General features: G+C 73.5%; 13 protein-coding genes. 4 read left to right on the forward strand and 9 right to left on the reverse strand.

Annotated features, from left to right (window positions below; all coding sequences use genetic code 11):
- Window positions 1-131: 131 nt before the first annotated feature.
- Window positions 132-668, forward strand: a complete 537-nt coding sequence (locus DQ238_RS19930) for a metal-dependent hydrolase (RefSeq protein ID WP_158550865.1) — start codon at window positions 132-134, stop codon at window positions 666-668.
- 48 nt (window positions 669-716) lie between these two features.
- Here the strand turns inward: DQ238_RS19930 and DQ238_RS19935 are convergent, their stop codons facing one another.
- The 3 genes from DQ238_RS19935 to DQ238_RS19940 all read right to left on the reverse strand — a co-directional run bounded on the left by DQ238_RS19935 (window position 717) and on the right by DQ238_RS19940 (window position 4080).
- Window positions 717-2036, reverse strand: coding sequence for a UDP-glucose/GDP-mannose dehydrogenase family protein (locus DQ238_RS19935; protein WP_113782992.1), 1320 nt, complete (start codon window positions 2034-2036; stop codon window positions 717-719).
- A 302-nt stretch (window positions 2037-2338) separates the two neighbouring features.
- Complete coding sequence (locus DQ238_RS23410) at window positions 2339-2476, reverse strand: hypothetical protein (protein WP_199506477.1); 138 nt, start codon at window positions 2474-2476, stop codon at window positions 2339-2341.
- A complete protein-coding gene (locus DQ238_RS19940) occupies window positions 2476-4080 on the reverse strand; it encodes a sugar transferase (protein WP_199506478.1) in 1605 nt (534 codons plus the stop codon). Before DQ238_RS19940 ends, DQ238_RS23410 begins: the two co-directional genes overlap by 1 nt.
- 919 nt (window positions 4081-4999) lie before the next feature.
- Between DQ238_RS19940 and DQ238_RS19945 the strand changes: the two genes are divergently transcribed.
- Window positions 5000-6322, forward strand: a complete 1323-nt coding sequence (locus DQ238_RS19945) for a cellulase family glycosylhydrolase (RefSeq protein WP_158550867.1) — start codon at window positions 5000-5002, stop codon at window positions 6320-6322.
- Here the strand turns inward: DQ238_RS19945 and DQ238_RS19950 are convergent.
- The 3 genes from DQ238_RS19950 to DQ238_RS19960 are packed head-to-tail and all read right to left on the reverse strand — an operon-like array spanning window position 6261 to window position 9886.
- Complete coding sequence (locus DQ238_RS19950; protein WP_113782994.1) at window positions 6261-7721, reverse strand: hypothetical protein; 1461 nt, start codon at window positions 7719-7721, stop codon at window positions 6261-6263. The genes DQ238_RS19945 and DQ238_RS19950 overlap by 62 nt on opposite strands.
- Window positions 7718-8968, reverse strand: coding sequence for a hypothetical protein (locus DQ238_RS19955; protein ID WP_113782995.1), 1251 nt, complete (start codon window positions 8966-8968; stop codon window positions 7718-7720). Before DQ238_RS19955 ends, DQ238_RS19950 begins: the two co-directional genes overlap by 4 nt.
- Window positions 8969-9013: 45 nt before the next feature.
- Entirely contained in the window at window positions 9014-9886 is an 873-nt protein-coding gene (locus DQ238_RS19960; RefSeq protein WP_158550869.1) for a glycosyltransferase family 2 protein, read from the reverse strand.
- 230 nt (window positions 9887-10116) lie between these two features.
- Here DQ238_RS19960 and DQ238_RS19965 point away from each other — a divergent pair, with 230 nt between their 5' ends.
- Together DQ238_RS19965 and DQ238_RS19970 are read left to right on the forward strand one after the other, a co-directional pair.
- Window positions 10117-10959 carry a WecB/TagA/CpsF family glycosyltransferase gene (locus DQ238_RS19965; RefSeq protein WP_113782997.1) on the forward strand — a complete coding sequence of 281 codons (843 nt, stop codon included), beginning with the start codon at window positions 10117-10119 and terminating at the stop codon, window positions 10957-10959.
- A 115-nt stretch (window positions 10960-11074) separates the two neighbouring features.
- Window positions 11075-12649 carry a polysaccharide biosynthesis tyrosine autokinase gene (locus DQ238_RS19970; RefSeq protein ID WP_158550870.1) on the forward strand — a complete coding sequence of 525 codons (1575 nt, stop codon included), beginning with the start codon at window positions 11075-11077 and terminating at the stop codon, window positions 12647-12649.
- Window position 12650: 1 nt separating this feature from the next.
- Here DQ238_RS19970 and DQ238_RS19975 read toward each other — a convergent pair whose 3' ends face one another.
- The 3 genes from DQ238_RS19975 to DQ238_RS19985 form a co-directional block, all read right to left on the reverse strand.
- Complete coding sequence (locus DQ238_RS19975; RefSeq protein ID WP_158550872.1) at window positions 12651-13772, reverse strand: glycosyltransferase family 4 protein; 1122 nt, start codon at window positions 13770-13772, stop codon at window positions 12651-12653.
- A gap of 16 nt (window positions 13773-13788) precedes the next feature.
- Window positions 13789-14766, reverse strand: coding sequence for an NAD(P)-dependent oxidoreductase (locus tag DQ238_RS22930; RefSeq protein ID WP_158550874.1), 978 nt, complete (start codon window positions 14764-14766; stop codon window positions 13789-13791).
- A gap of 63 nt (window positions 14767-14829) precedes the next feature.
- Window positions 14830-15822 (reverse strand): NAD-dependent epimerase/dehydratase family protein, encoded by a 993-nt coding sequence (locus DQ238_RS19985; protein WP_113783000.1) that lies wholly within the window; start codon window positions 15820-15822, stop codon window positions 14830-14832.
- Between the last annotated feature and the right edge of the window lie 55 nt (window positions 15823-15877).

The following is a 15877-nucleotide window of genomic DNA, read 5'->3' on the forward strand; positions in this document are numbered from 1 at the left end:
CTCGGGAGGGCGGGCATCATGGGTGACGGAGCCGTCCGTCAGCACACGTCGTCCCGGAGGACCCGATCGTTCCGCATTCCGTCGCCGTCGGACGACGTCTCGACCGCTGGAGCAGGCAGCCGGCCGTCCGTGTGCTGCTGGTCCTCGCCGCCCTGGCCGCGGTCCCAGCGATCGACGCCGTCCTCGCCACCCGCCCCTGGCCGCTGGCGGTCGAGGGGGCGCTGGACGAGTCGGCGCATCTGCTGACCGCCGGGTTGTTCCTCGCGGCGCTCCCGCCCAACCGCCTGCGGATCCTCGTCCCGTGGGCGCTGCTGGGCGCCGTCGCCATCGACCTCGACCACATCCCCCTCTACCTGTGGGGCGTCGGCGCGGGCCTCGGCCGGCCCGGGACCCACTCCCTGACCTCCGTGCTGGTCCTCTTGCTCTTCTCCCGCCTTGCTCCCCGGTGGCGCCTGCCGCTGTCCGGGCTGGCGCTCGGGGTCGTGCTGCACCTCGGCCGCGACCTCGCCACGGGGCCGGGCGTCCCTCTGTTCTGGCCTGCGGCCACCACCGGGGTCCTCGTGCCCTACTCTGCCTACCTCGCCGCCCTGGCGGGGGCCGCGGCCGTGGCTGTGCTGCGGATCGGACGGCGGCGCGCGGCGTCGGAGGTGACCCGGCCGCTCGGGTGACGTGGACGGCTGCGCCGCGGGCGGTGCAGGGGCTCTGACCAACGGAGGTCAGCCGGCGCGGCGGCCCAGCGCCCGGTAGGTCCAGCCGGCGGCGGTCCAGCCGTCCCGGTCGAGGGCGTTGCGCCCGTCGAGCACCCGCTTCTGCGCCACGACCCGGCCGAAGGCGTGCGGGTCGAGGGCTCGGTACTGGCTCCACTCGGTGAGCAGCAGGACGGCGTCGGCACCGGCCGCGGCCTCCTCCGGCGTGTCGGCGTAGTCCAGCTGCGGCCACGACCGGCGTGCGTTGGCGACCGCCGCGGGGTCGGTGACCCGCACCACCGCACCCTGCAGCTGCAGCTGCGCGGCCACGTTGAGCGCCGGGCTGTCGCGGATGTCGTCGCTGTCGGGCTTGAACGCCGCCCCCAGCACCGCGATCCGCCGGCCCAGCAGCGACCCGTCGCAGACCTCGCGGGCCAGCTCCACCATGCGGGTGCGCCGGCGCATGTTGATCGCATCCACCTCCTTGAGGAACGTCAGGGCCTGGTCGGCCCCGAGTTCGCCGGCGCGGGCCATGAAGGCGCGGATGTCCTTGGGCAGGCAGCCACCGCCGAAGCCCAGCCCGGCGTTGAGGAAGCGCCGGCCGATCCGCTCGTCGTGACCGATCGCATCGGCCAGCAGCACGACGTCCGCGCCGGTGGCCTCGCACAGCTCGGCCATGGCATTGATGAAGGAGATCTTGGTGGCCAGGAAGGAGTTGGCCGCCGTCTTGACCATCTCGGCGGTGGCGTGGTCGGTGACCACCTTCGGCGTGCCGCGGGCCACGACGGGCGCGTACACCTCGTCCAGCAGCCGCTGTGCGGTCACGGCGTCCGGGCCGGCGGGCAGGCCGTAGACCAGCCGGTCGGGGCACAGGGTGTCCTGGACGGCGAACCCCTCCCGCAGGAACTCCGGGTTCCACGCCAGCAGCGCGCCGGGCACCTTCTCCCCCACCAGCTCGGCCAGCCGGGCGGCGGTGCCCACCGGCACCGTCGACTTGCCCACCACCAGCTCCCCGGGCTCGAGCACCCCCAGCAGGGACTCCACCGCGGCCTCGACGTAGCGCAGGTCGGCGGCGTACTCGCCGTACTTCTGCGGCGTCCCGACGCACACGAAGTGCACCTGCGCCCCGGCCGCCTCGGTCACGTCGGTGGTGAACCGCAACCGCCCCGTGGCCAGGGTGCGCTGCAGGAGGGCCTCGAAACCCGGCTCGTAGAACGGCGCTCGCGCACCGCTCAACGCGGCGACCTTCGCCTCGTCCACGTCGACGCCGACCACCTCGTGACCCAGTTCGGTCATCGCCGCCGCGTGCACCGCACCGAGATACCCACAACCGACGACGGAGATCTCCACGGCAGCTCCACGACGACGGGACAGGTCGACCTCGGACGGTAGGGGTTCGGCGCAGCCGCTCTCCACCCGGCTCCCCCGATGGGGCTCGCCGGCTGCCGTAGCCCCACCGGCGACGTCGTCCCCACCGGCGACGTGGTCCCCACCGGCGACGTCGTCCTCGGCCACGGGCGAGGTGGCGCGGCGGACGTCGGTCCTCCGCGACGGCCCGCTGGTCCGGACTCGGCTCCGACGACCCGGTGAGAACAGCGACTCCGAGGTCGCCGTCGCCCTCGACCGAGGCCTCTACCGCCGGACGGGCCGGCTCAGAGGCCCGGGCGGACGACGCCGCAGCGGCAGGCGTAGCAGCTCGCGTTGCTGAACGGGTCCTCGCCCGCCCAGCGGAACCAGTGCAGGTGACCGATCAGGGCCAGGCGCCGCCGGCCGACGGGAGCGGCACGCATCAGTACGCGCCATGACTGCGCAGGACCGCCCGGACCGTCCGCAGGAGGATGACGAGGTCGAGGCCGAGCGACCAGTTCTCGACGTACCGGATGTCGAGCTCGACGGCCTCGTCCCAGCTCAGGTTGGAGCGCCCGCTGACCTGCCACAGCCCGGTGAGACCAGGTTTGACCAGCAGCCGGCGTTGCATGTCCGCCCCGTACCGGGTCACCTCCCGCGCCAGGGCGGGCCGTGGGCCGACGAAGGACATGTCGCCCTTGAGGATGTTGATCAACTGTGGGAGCTCGTCGAGCGAGTACCGTCGCAGAAACCGGCCCACCGCGGTCACCCGCGGGTCACGGCGCATCTTGAACAGCACGGCGTTGCCCTCGTTGAACACCAGCAGGCTGTCGAGCGCGCTCTCCGCATCGACGACCATGCTCCGGAACTTCAGCATGTCGAAGGGTCTGCCGCGCTTGCCGATGCGGCGCTGCCGGTAGAAGGCCGGTCCGCGGCTGGTGACCCGGATGGCCACCACCAGCGCCAGGAACAGCGGAGCACCGAGCAGGAGCAACACCGTCGCAGCCAGCCGGTCCAGTGCGGTCTTCACGAGGTGCCGGTGACCTCGGAACCTGGGTTCTCTCACGTGCAGGAGCGGGAGGCTGATCGTCGGTCGGATCTGGAGCCGGTTGGGGGCCACCTCGATCAGCCCCGGACTGGCGAGGAGTTCGATGTTGGTCCCCTCCAGCTGCCATGCCAGCTCGCGCAGGTAGCGGCCGGCCGTCTCGCTGGCCGACGCCACCACCACCGCATCGGCGTGGACGTCGTCCAGGACGCGCATCACCTCGTGGAGGCCACCGAGCACCGGGATGCCGTGGTGCCGGAGGTCGGTGGCGTCACCCGGCCGGGGCACGCACGCGCCGAGCACCTGCAGGCCGGCCGTGGGGTCGCGGCGCAGTCGCCGGACGAGGTCGAGGACGGCGACGTCGCGACCGACCAGCACCACCTGTTTGGTCATGTGCCCGCGCCGCCGTGCGGCGTGCAGGCGCCACCTGCTCAGGACTCGGCTGACCAGGGTGAGCACGGTCGCCGTCGGGACCCCGAGGAGCAGGAGGTCGTGCACCCCGGCGAGGGCGGGGAAGTGCGCGGCGTAGGCGGCGACCGCGGTCGCGATGACCCCTGCGATGCCGACCCGGCGGTACTCGTCGGCGCCGGTCCCGTGCCGCCGTTCGGCGAAGGTGCCCAGGAGCATGAGCAACACCGGCCAGGCCAGCGCACCCGCGGCAGCGAGCCACTGGCCACGCACCGACACCGGGCCGGTGAGCGCGACGGTGAGGCAGGCCGCCGCCACGGCGGCGATGACGTCCCCCATGACGAGAGCGGCGGTGTAGTTGATCAGCCATTCCGGTGAGCGCCGTCGCCGGGCGCCGTAGGGGTCGTAGACCGGCCGACCGGGCGCGGGGTCCGCCGCTCCGGCGATCGCCGGCGGCCTGACCGATGGCGGCACGGGGCGCAGTTGCGCCAGACGCCGGACGCCGAGGTCGTCGTCCGCGGCCACGAGGTGAGGTGAGTAGCCGGTCCTCATGGTCAGGACGTCGTACAGCCGCTCCTCGAAGGTGTCGCTCATCTCAGTCGTCCCCGTCGCGGACGAGCCGGGGGCGGACCCCGGGGCGGCGACCGGAGCACGACCGGTGGTGGCGGTCGGCGTGCCCACCCGTGGGTGCGGCACCTGTGGGCCGCCGGGGCGGGGAGCCGGTGACGGCGTGGGTGATCATGTCGTGCCTCATTGCGGCAGTTCCTCGGCGTGCACCCGCGCCCTGTCGGAGCGCGGGCCGGTGAGCGGTGCAGAGCGTGGGAGAGCCGGGCACAGGCCGTGGCCCGGCGTGGTGCGGACTGTCCCGGCGCACCCGTGGTGCTCCGGACCCCCGGGTACCAGGGCTCAACCAGGACCGCTCTGGGGGCCCTCTCCCACCCCGCCGGTACGGCGGGAACCGGGACGACGCCCTCCACCGGTCTGCGCAGCAGCGAGCCGCGGCGACAGATCCCCACCGTGCGCCCGGATCTCGGCGCTGGCTCTCACGGTCACACCCCCGAAACGGCCTCACTCGCCGGGAACCGACTGGCCGGAGCGTCGGCGAGTGACCCTTCCGGCGGTGGGACCTTCGATCGCCGCTCACCGTGGGTCAACCACCTGCAATCCCTGTCGCGGAGCAACTCGGCGCTGCCTCACGATGGGTAGTCACAGTCATGGAATTCGCGCCCGATCGCGGTGACCCTCTGTAGGGGACGGGTGTCAGGGAGGGGCCGGAGGTCGACGCAGGGTCACCGACGGCATGCCGATCGGCGCTCCGCAGCGGGCCGACGAGGGAGGACGACGAGGCGGGTCGACGAGGCGGGTCGATGCGAGGGGCGCCGGTCGCGGCGGCCGAGGCGGAGCCGCACCGGCACCGCTCGCCAACCTGTGGAATCCGACGCGGTCGAGCCCCACCATGCCGGTGGTCGAGCTCGTCGACCGGCCGCGTCACCGAGCCCTCCCGGGAGACTGCATGGCCCTCCGTGTCCGATCCCCCGGTGCACGTCGGTGGCTGGTCGTCGCGGTCGTCGCCGGCCTCCTGGCCGTGACCGTGGCCTGGTACGTGGCCTGGTACACGGCCGGCAGGGTCGATCGGACGCCCCGTCCCGACGACGGGGTCGTCGTGTCCCCGACGTTCTTCGGGATGCACACCTCGTCGGTCAGCCTCCAAGCATGGCCGACGGCCAGCTTCGCGACCCTGCGTGTGTGGGGCCAGTACCCGTCCGTCACGTGGGCTGCGCTGAACCCTGCTCCGGGGGTCTACGACTGGGCCGACCTCGACACCGTCGTCGCCGAGGCAGCTCGGCGGGGGATCGACGTCGTGTACACGTTCGGCGACACCCCGGGATGGGCGTCGACCGATCCCCTGGGCACGGGGTGCGCCTACGGCGCTGGGTCGTGCTACGCGCCCACCGAGGCCTCGTGGCGGGCGTTCGTCACGGCCATCACCACGCGGTACGCGGGCCTCGTGCGGTACTGGGAGCTCTGGAACGAACCGAACGCGGAGAACTTCTGGAGCGGGACCACGAGGCACATGGTCGAGATGGCCCGGACCGCGTATCCGATCATCAAGGGGGCGGACCCGCGGAACGTCGTCCTCTCGCCGTCCCCACAGGGGACGCACGCCCATCGGTGGCTGGACGCCTACCTCGGGTCCGGCGGAGTGACGGTGACCGACGTCGTCGCGTTCCACGGCTACCTCCCCGCCGAACCGGAAGCCCTCGTCCCGCTGGTCGACGACATCCGAGGCGTCCTCGCCCGCCACCCCCACCTCGCCGGCAGGCCCCTCTGGGACACCGAGCACAGCTGGGGTACCGCGAGCTCGCCGTTCGGCGTCACCCAGGACCTGCAGTCGGCCTGGCTGGCCAGGCACCTCGTCCTCAGCGCCTCGAGCGGGATCGCCCGCTCCTTCTGGTACCTCTGGGACGGCTACGACGGGCAGCCGCAGTGGGGGATGCTGTTCAACGCCACGACGCAGCAGCTCCAAGAACCCGGTGTCGCCTACCAGCAGGTGCACGACTGGCTGACCGGCGCGACCCTCCACCCCTGTGTGGCACACCGCGGCGTGTACCAGTGCCAGCTCACCCGCAGCGGCGGCTACCGAGGGCTCGTCGTGTGGGCCGCGACCGACGACCCGTCGCGGGTCACCTCCTGGGACGTCCCCGAGCCGTACACCACCTACCGCACCGTCGAGGGGACGACCCGCGCCATCGACGCGGGACGCTCTGTCGACGTCACGATGACCCCCGTCCTCCTGCAGGGTCCCGGCGCTCCCGTCCTCCCGCGCGACTCGTGAGGGTCCGCACCCGGGCGGCAGCGTCACCCCGGTCCTCCGGTGCGGGTGACTCCGGTCGGCAGGCCGCCACGAGGGCGGCGAGGACCGCGAACGTGACCGCGCTGGCGCCGGGGTTCATGAACACCGGGTTGGCGAAGGCGCTCACCGCGGCCCCGTTGACCGCCGCCAGCAGCACGACCACGGTGCGGCGCTGCCACACGCCGGCGGGCCCGCGCACGGTGCGCAGCGCCAGACCGTTGGCCAGCAGGAAGACGCCCAACAGCAGGGCGGATGCCACGACACCCCCGCCGAGGGTGACGGCCAGGTAGTCGTTGTGCACCGGGACGACGACGTCGGTCCCGGCGAGCTTGCCCACCACCGTGGTCTCGCGGGTGAAGAGGTCGGACAGGACCGGATCGTGCAGCCGGCCCAGGGCGGTCCGGTACAGGGCCTCGCGGGTGGCGCCGTTGTCGGTCTTGCCGACCAGCCGGAAGTACTCGTCGAAGACCCCGATCAGCTCGTCGACGTGGAGGACGGCGATCACCGTGCCGATCGCCACGGCCGCGGCCAGGCCGACCCGGCAGACGAGCCCGGGAGCCCAGCCGGCGAGGGCGACCGTGCCCGCCGCGGCTGCCGCAGCGACCAGGTACGTGGCCGCCGAGTAGGTCACGAACGCGAACACCGTCGCGGCCAGGGACAGCGGCACGAGCACGCGGTCCCGGGCGGCGAGTGCAGCGGTGACGCCCAGCACGACGAGGTACGCCTTCTCGTGGTTGAGCACGTCGATCTGCGCCGCGGGCAGGACACCGAGCCGGGAGAGCCCCGAACCCACCGCGAAGAGGCTGCACGCCACGCTCAGGACGCGGAGCCCGGAGCGCCAGCACGCCGTGGCGGACCAGTTCCTGACCGGTGGGAGGCAGGCGATCACCATCGGGCCGATGAGCGGCAACGCCCCGTCGACCGTGCCGAGGACCAGCCGACCGTAGAGGGTGCCGAGGATGCCGTAGACGACCAGCACTGCGGCCACCGACCGCAACGCCGCGCTGCGGGCGTCCCGCCGGACGCCGACGGCCAGGATGGTCGCGAGGACCACCACCGTGGCGAGGTACCGGACGGGGCCGGTCGCCAGCGAGCGACCGGACGTGTCGGCGAGCAGGAAGGTGACGCCGACCAACGGTGGCAGGCACCAGGCGGCACCCTCGACGAGCCGTCGCGCGAACGGGATCGCGGCCAGCGCGACGACCACGCCGAGCGCCGCCGGCCGAGCGGACGGGACGGCGACCGCACCGCCGGCCAGCGATGCCGAACACGCGGTGACGAGGACCGCGGTCCGCCGGCTCCGCCGGCCGCGCCGTCCCGCCTGTCCGGCCGGCGGCAGGGAACCGGTGACCGTGTCGAGCCCCGAGCGCCCGGCGGTCACGGCACGGTCCCGGATGCGACGTCCACCGCCCGGGGCGCGACCCGACGCCCCTTCCGCGACTCGACCCACTGCAGCACCGCGACCGCGCACACCCCCGAGAGCACGGAGGCCACGGCAGTGCTCCAGAAGAAGCCCTGCACACCGGCGAGCAGCGCGCCCGCGAGAGGCAGCGCGAAGCTCAGGACGCCGATCACGATGCGGGCCACCAGGGAGGCGCGCGCCGCGCCCAGAGCACGGAGGGCGATCATCGGCCCCCAGAGCACGCACGCCGTCACCAGGGAGACCGCACACGGCAGCAGGACCGTGGCGAAGGCGGGCGCCGTGCCGCCCAGGGCCGCGCGCAGCACCGAGGCCGGCAGGAGCCCCACCGCGATCGCGTACCCCGCCGACAGCACGACGAGCAGTGCGGAGATGCCCAGCGCCGCCGGCACGAGGCTCGACCACCGGCTCCGGTGCGCCACCAGCTCCGGCAGCACGAGGAGCGCCACCGCGGTGGTCAGCGTCGTGACGGGACCGAAGACGACTCCCTGGGCCCGCAGCAGGAGCGGGATCAGGGGGAGGCCGAACGCCGCCACGACGAGGCCGGTGGACTGCGCCAGTCCGGAGGTCAGGAACCACTCGGCTGCGTAGTACCAGTGCGCCGGGCGCAGCTCGCTCCTGCCGGGCCGGGGACCTCTGCCCAGCGAGAGGACGACGGCGACGAGGCTGACCGCTGCCGTCAGGACCAGACCCCACGCCGGCGAGCCCCCCAGCACCGCGATGACCAGGCCGGCGGCGGCGGCGAGGAGTTGGGCGGTGCTGATCGGTGCGGCCCGGGGGGCGCGTCCGGCGCCGGTCCACATCGAACGGATCGAGTCCGTGGGCACGACCAGCACGGTGAAGGCCAGGCTGCACAGCCCGACCGAGGTCTCCGGGCGCACGAAGACGGCCGAGACGAGCGCTGAGACCACGCCGAACCCCAGGCCGGTGACCGATGCGGCACGAACCCGCGCCCGAACCCGGTCCAGGGACGTGCCGGGCAGCTCCTGCGCCACCGGCTCACTGGTGAGGCTGCGGCTGAGCCCGACCGCGAGCGTGTGGATCAGGAAGACGACGGCGAAGTCCACGGCTCCCGCGGCGCCACCGCGCAGGACGCCGATGGACAGGCAGAGGGTCGTCAGGCTGGCGGCTGCCTGGTCCGACAGTCCGCACGACACCCGCCACAGGGCACCTCCGGCCCACGGCGCCGGCACGGCGCCCTGCCGCATCAGCTCCGCTCCCTTGGCGCGGTCACCCCGCTGCCGACAGCGCTGTCACCCGGCGTCCTCCGGCGCGACCGGCACCTGCGGGTTGAGGCGGGCCGCTGCCGCGACCCGCAGCGGGTCACCGACCGAGCCCAGCGGCGTACCGCGCAGCCCCTGCGCCCGCAGTTGACGCCGATAGCTGCCGTTGACCGTCTTCAGCGCCACCCGGTGGGCGCGGGAGAGGTGGTGGCGCCAGAGCGGGTTGACGATGCCGAAGTCGGCCCGCATGCAGGCCTTCTCCTGCCGGGAGCGCTCCGCGAGCCGCTCGGTCACCTGCCCGGGGTGCCGGGTGAACCCGGCGAACACGACCGGTTCGTAGCCGAACCGGGCACCGGCCCGGTCCAGGCGGAGCCACAGGTCCCAGTCCATGATCGTGCGCAGGTCCTCCCGCAGGCCGCCGACGCGCACCAGGGACTCGCGGCGGATGAAGGTGGCGCACGTGGGCAGGTAGCAGTTGACCCGGCGCAGGATCGACGGGGAGTAGCGGTGGTTGGTCACCAGGCGCAGCAGCCGACCCTCGGTGTCGACCTCGGCGAAGTCGCCGAACAGCACGTCGACGTCATCGGCCCGCAGCCGCTCCTGGACCCACTCCAGGACGCCCGGTAGGTAGAACTCGTCGGCGTTGAGCCAGCCGATCCAGGTGCCGGTGGCCTCGGTGAGCGCCTTGTTGAGCGCGTGGGACTGCCCCCGGTCCGGCTCCGACCGCCAGGTGACGGCCGGTTCGGCCTCGAGCAGGGCGACCGTGCCGTCCGAGGAACCGCCGTCCATCACGACGTGCTGCACGCCTCGGCCCCGGACGCTGGCGAGCGCGCGGCCGAGGAAGGGTCCGCTCTGGTAGGTCGGCGTGACGATCGAGAGGGAGCCCGGATCACCGGGGGGCATCGACGACCTCCGCTCTGGGCGGGCAGCGGGACAGGCGCGGCTGACGGGCCCCGCTGGACCTCCTCGGCGAGGAGGCGGGACGCATCCTGCCCTGACGGCGGCGGCCGATCCATACATTGGGTCCTCGTCCATCGGGTCCTCGTCACATCGGGTCCTCGTCACATCGGGTCCTCGTCCACCCAGGGCTCGAGGACGGGCACAGCGGGGGCTCTCCGGCGGGAGGGGGACACGTGGGAGACGAGACCACCACGACGACGCTGGTCGGGATGCCGTTCCCGCACTGGGACCAGGGCGAGGCGTGCCGCACGCTCCTGGCCGCGGACCGGCCGCCGGCGGCGGTCCCCTGGCGACTGGTCAACACCCACACCATCTCGCTGATGCGCGACGGTGGGGCGTACGCGGACCTGTTGCGCAGCCCCGGCGTGAACCTGGCCGACGGCAGACCGGTGGCCTGGCTCCTGGGCTGGCTGAGCCGCCGCTCCGGCTGTCGGACCGCCCCCCGCCACGTGCGCGGACCGGGGCTCTTCGCGCGGGTCCTCGACGAGAGCCAGGACACGCCCGTCAGCCACTACCTGCTGGGGGGGACCCCCCAGACCCTCGACGCCCTGCAGCGGGTGATCAGCGTCCGTTTCCCGGGTGCGCGGATCGCGGGAGCAGACTCCCCTCCCTTCCGTCCGCTCACGGCGGCGGAGGTCGCCGCCCAGGACGCGCGCATCCGGCACAGCGGTGCCGACATCGTCTGGGTCGGGTTGGGAACACCTCGTCAGGACGTCGAGGCCGCTCGACTGGCCGCCACGGTGAGGCGGCCGGCCATCGCGGTGGGTGCGGCCTTCGACTTCCTGGCCGGAACCCGCCCCGAGGCGCCCGTCTGGGTCCAGCGCCTCACCCTCGAATGGCTCTTCCGCCTGCTGTCGGAGCCGTCCCGACTCTGGCGGCGGTACACGATCGGGCTGCTGAGGTTCGCCGGCGTGACCAGCGCCGACCTCCTCCGCCGCGGGACCGGTGACCGCGTGGGCGCGCCGACCTCTCCGACACCGGATCCCCCACCGGATCCCCGGCAGCCGAGCCCGTGACCTGACGCGGGTCCCCGGGCCGGGAGAGCAGCCAGCCGCGCCGTTCGTGGTGGACCAGACGGCCCGGAGCCCTCATGCTCTCGCGGACGGCGCCGGGAAGCGGGAAGGAGGCGACGTGGACATCCGTGACTACGCGCGTGCCGTCCGCGCCAGCGGTGTCCTGCTGGTCCTCGGTCTCCTGCTCGGCGGGTGTGTCGCCGGCGTGGTGAGCGCGCTGCTGCCCGAGCAGTACACGGCGAACAGCCAGCTGCTCGTGTCGAGCAGGGTGACGGGTGACCCGGCGACAGCGGCGCAGGCCGGCCAGTTCGCCGCACAGCGGATCGCCTCCTACGAAGCGGTGCTCACCAGCCGGGACCTCGCCTCCGCCGTCATCCGCGACCTGTCGCTGGACGAGGAGCCGGAGGACCTCCTCGCCCGGATCGACGTCTCGCTCCAGCCCGAGACGACCGTCCTCGACGTCAGTGTCACCGCGCCGTCCGCGCAGCGCGCGCTCGCCGAGGTGCAGTCGGTCGACCAGAACTTCCAGAGCTTCGTGCAGTCCCTGGAGACACCTCCGGGGACGAACGTCTCCCCGGTGCGGGTCGACGTCATCGGAGCACCGGTGCTGCCCGACGCGCCGAGCTCGCCCCGGCTGGCCGTCAACACCGCCGTCGGAGCCGCCGTGGGCCTGCTGCTGGCCGCGGTCGTCGCCGTCCTCCGGTACCGCCTGGACACGACCGTGAAGGACGACGCCACCGCCTCGAGCGCCGCCGGCGGGGCGCCCGTCGTGGGCCACGTCCCCAAGGACGACGGGCTGGCCCGGAGGCAGCTGCTGCCCCCACGCAGCACGACGCTGACCGCGGAGGCGTTCCGCCACCTGCGGACGAACCTCAACTTCCTCGACGTGGACGATCCACCGCGGTCGATCCTGGTGACCAGTTCGGTGCCGGGTGAGGGCAAGACGACGGTCACGGTCAACCTCGCGACGGTCCTGGCGGAGTCGGGCAACGCGGTCACCGTGGTCGACGGCGACCTCCGCAGGCCACGGCTCGACGACCACCTGGGCCTCCCCGGTGGCACCGGCCTGACCACGGTCCTCATCGGGGCGGCACCGTTGCCGCAGGTCCTGCAGTCGCTGGACGGGGGCGCCGTGCAGGTCCTCACCGGCGGGCCCATCCCGCCCAACCCCAGCGAGCTGCTCTCCTCCGTCGCCATGGCCGAGGTCCTCCGGCAGCTCGCGGCCGACCGGGACGTCGTCCTCATCGACGCCCCACCCCTCCTCCCGGTGACGGACGCGGCCGCCCTGGCCGGCCTGGTCGACGGGGTGCTGCTCTGCGCCCGGTGGGGCGAGGTCACCGGCGAGCAGCTGCGGCGGAGCGCGACCACCATCGAGCGGGTGGGTGGTCGCCTCATGGGGGTGATCCTCACCGTGATCCCGGGTCGGCCCGAGACGGCCTCCTACGGGTACGGGGTCGAGCCCCCGACGCCCCTGGACCGGGTGGCCCGGCTGCTGCACGCTCTCCGCAGACGCGAGCAGGTGCTGCCGGACCTGCGCCTCCCCCTCCCGGCCGTGCGGCCGCGCAAGGCCCCTCCGGCCGGCCTGCACCGCGAGCGGGTCGGCCGGTCCGCAGCGGAGCACACCGACCCGCAGGAGCACCGGAGGCCGGGCGCTCCACCACCGTCCACGGGCGCGGGCGGCATCCCCGCCTGAGCTATCCCGGACCCCTGCTCGTCAGCAGGTCGGCGGCGACCGCGCGCACGGCCGCCGCCTCGGAGAACAGCCGCGCCCGCTCGGCGGCCGCTCGGCCGAGCCGACGAGCGGCCGCCGGGTCCTGGAGCAGGTCCCGGAGCGCCGCCGTGAGGGCGGGGACGTCGCCCGTCGGGACCAACACGCCGTCGACTCCGGAGCGGATGACCTCGGCCGGCCCGCCGGGGGTCGTCGCGACGACCGGTCGGCCCACGGCCATGGCCTCGACGACCACCTTGCCGAAGGGTTCGGGGACCTTGGAGGGGACCACCACGACGTCCGCCGAGGCCATCGCCTCGCGGGCGTCGTCCACCTCCCCGTCGAAGCAGACCCGGTCGGTCAACCCCGCAGCCGCGACCTGCTCGTGCAACCGGGCGACGAGGTGCTCATCACCCGGGAACGCGCTGCCGACCAGGCGGCAGGTGAAGGAGACCCCTCCTGCCGCCAGGGCCGCGAGCGCCTCCAGGAGGACGTCCTGCCCCTTCCAGTGGTTGACCCGCCCGACGCAGACGACGCACGGGGCCGCACCAGTGCTCATCGGCTCGCTCGACGCCGGGAGCTCACCGTCGACCAGGTGGGTGCCCGTGTGCGCCACCGTCATCGGGAGCGTCGGGAACTGCCCGGCGACGTACGACGAGCAGGCGTAGAGCCGGTCCGCCCCGGCGAGCAGAACGCGGAAGACGTCGCGCTCGCGGGCGCTGCGCACGGTCTCGTGCACGCTCCAGTGCAGGGGGACACCGGCCGTCCTCGCCACCAGCGGGCCGGCCACGCTGGCCAGGGTCACGGCGTGCACGACGGCGACCCGGTCGCGCATCGCCCGGACCAGGCGGACCACCCTGAGCGCGTCGGCCGCCATCCTGGTGGCCGTGGCCGCGGCTCGGCGCGCCCCCCGCCAGTCGCCCCGCCGGAGGACCGGCACCGGTGCGATGCGCACGCTGACCGACGGAGAACGCACCAGCGTGCCGATACCGTGGTCGAACGGGACCCAGATCTCGGCACAGGCGCCCTGCCGCGCCACCTCCTCGGCCAGCGCGGCGGTGAACCTGCTGGCTCCGTAGCGGTCCCCCGCGGGGTCGAGGAGCACCACGACCGGACGGGAACGGTCAGGCCCGCTGCTCGGCACCGTCGAACCACCGCAGCCACTCGACGGTCTCCCGCACACCGTCGCGCCAGTCGACGGACGGCAGGCCCAGCAGGTCGAAGGTCGGTTGCATGGGGACCAGGTCGCTGGTGGTCATGCTCCGCCACCGGGACGTGGTCATCGGCGCCCTCACCCCCAGCCTGGCCAGCACGTCGCCGACCTTGGCCGCCGCGACGAACAGCTCCCGGGGGGCGTCCCGGGCCGGCGTCCCCCGCAGGGCCAGGGAGAACTCGTCCACCCAGTCCTGCATGGGGACGGGCGGGTCACCGACGTAGTACGTCCCTCCCAGGGCCCGATCCCGCCGGGCCACCAGGCCCTCCACCTGCTCGACCACGGTGCCCACCCATCCGTAGGCCCGGTGCACGGGGCCCTGACGCGGGTTCCGGTACAGGCCCTCGGCCACGTAGCGCCACAGCTCCGTGGGGAACGTCGGGTGCCACGGCCCCCACACGTTCGTGGGACGGATGATCGTCCACGGGAGGGCGTCCCCCCGGCTGCGCACCAGGCGCTCGACGAGGACCTTGCTGGCGCCGTACGCCGTGTGGGGGTCGTACCGCTGCAGGTCCTCGACGAGGACGCCCGGTCTGATGACGTACTGCGTCGAGGTGATGATCGCGTGGACGATCCGGGTGCCGTGCACCGCGTCGAGCAGGCGGGCCGTGGCCACGTGGTTGTCCGCGTAGTCCTCGACGCTGCGCGACCGCGTGTCCGTCCGTGCCGCCAGGTGGACCAGCACGTAGGCCGGGAGATCGGCGAGCGCGGCCTCGGCAGCGCCCTCGGCGAGGAGGTCGCACCGCCGCCACGACGAGAGCTGGCTGTCGACCCTCGGCTCGCGTCGGTCGAGGTTGAGGACGCTGCGTCCCTGCGCCAGCAGTGCTCCCACGAGGTTGGTGCCGATGAAGCCCGACCCACCCGTGACGACCCACACCGGCTCGGTCACCCCGTCTGCCCACCCTCCGGTCCCGGCTCCGCCCGGTCGTCGCGGTCGATCACCGGGAACGCGTCAGCGGACCGCGCCGACGACCGGCCGCTGGCGGGCGGCCACCTGGTCGTGGATCCAGCGGTACGTCGACTCCAGCCCGGCGCGGAGGGACGTCGTGGGCTCCCACCCGTACCGCTCCAGGATGAGGGTGTTGTCGCTGTTGCGGCCGCGGACCCCCTGCGGAGCGCTGAGGTCGTGGCGGCGCCTCACCCGGACCCCGGCGATCTCCTCGAGCACCGACACCATCTGGTTGATCGACACCAGTTCGCTGGAGCCCAGGTTCACCGGCGAGCCGTAGGGCCCGTCGGCGATCATCCGGGTTCCGCGGACGCAGTCGTCGATGTACATGAAGCTGCGCGTCTGCTCACCGTCACCCCAGACCTCGATGACGTCCTCGCCGGTGAGGGCCGCCACGGCGATCTTGCGGGCGAGCGCGGCCGGCGCCTTCTCCCGACCGCCTTCGAACGTGCCGTGGGGCCCGTAGACGTTGTGGTACCGCGCGACGCGCGTCTCGAGGCCGAAGTCCTCGTAGAAGTGGCGGCACATGCGCTCGGTGAACAGCTTCTCCCACCCGTAGCCGTCCTCGGCCATGGCGGGGTAGGCGTCCTCCTCGCGCAGGGCGGTGACGTCGACGTCGGTCTGCTTGTCCGCGGCGTAGACGCAGGCGGAGGAGGAGTAGAAGAAGCGTTCGACGCCCTCGTCCCGAGCCGCCACGAGCATGTGCGTGCTGGTGAGCACGGAGAGCATGCACAGGGCCTTGTTGTTCTCGATGAACCCCATGCCGCCCATGTCCGCGGCGAGGTTGTAGACCTGCTCCGTGCCGCGCACCGCCGCGCGACAGGCCTCGATGCCCTGCAGGTCGGCCACCACGTTCTCCGCGCCCGGCTGCACCTGGTACCACTCGTCCACCGGCTTGCGGTCGACGCACCGGAGCGTGTGACCCTCTTCGGCCAGCGCTGCTGCCAGGGCACCTCCGATGAAGCCACCCGCACCCGTCACGAGGATTCGTGCCATCTCGTCGCCTCCTGCGTCTGCTCCGTCGAGACGAGATGCGGACCCTAGGAGCGCC

Origin of the sequence: Geodermatophilus sp. TF02-6, assembly GCF_003319115.1 — a bacterium.
Classification (GTDB): Bacteria; Actinomycetota; Actinomycetes; order Mycobacteriales; family Geodermatophilaceae; genus Geodermatophilus.

Coding starts and splice junctions, on each gene's coding strand:
- DQ238_RS23410 (WP_199506477.1), bottom strand. CDS start 2,476: ATGCGTGCCGCTCCCGTCGGCCGGCGGCGCCTGGCCCTGATCGGTCAC.
- DQ238_RS19940 (WP_199506478.1), bottom strand. CDS start 4,080: ATGAGCGACACCTTCGAGGAGCGGCTGTACGACGTCCTGACCATGAGG.
- DQ238_RS19945 (WP_158550867.1), top strand. CDS start 5,000: ATGGCCCTCCGTGTCCGATCCCCCGGTGCACGTCGGTGGCTGGTCGTC.
- DQ238_RS19955 (WP_113782995.1), bottom strand. CDS start 8,968: ATGCGGCAGGGCGCCGTGCCGGCGCCGTGGGCCGGAGGTGCCCTGTGG.
- DQ238_RS19960 (WP_158550869.1), bottom strand. CDS start 9,886: ATGCCCCCCGGTGATCCGGGCTCCCTCTCGATCGTCACGCCGACCTAC.
- DQ238_RS19985 (WP_113783000.1), bottom strand. CDS start 15,822: ATGGCACGAATCCTCGTGACGGGTGCGGGTGGCTTCATCGGAGGTGCC.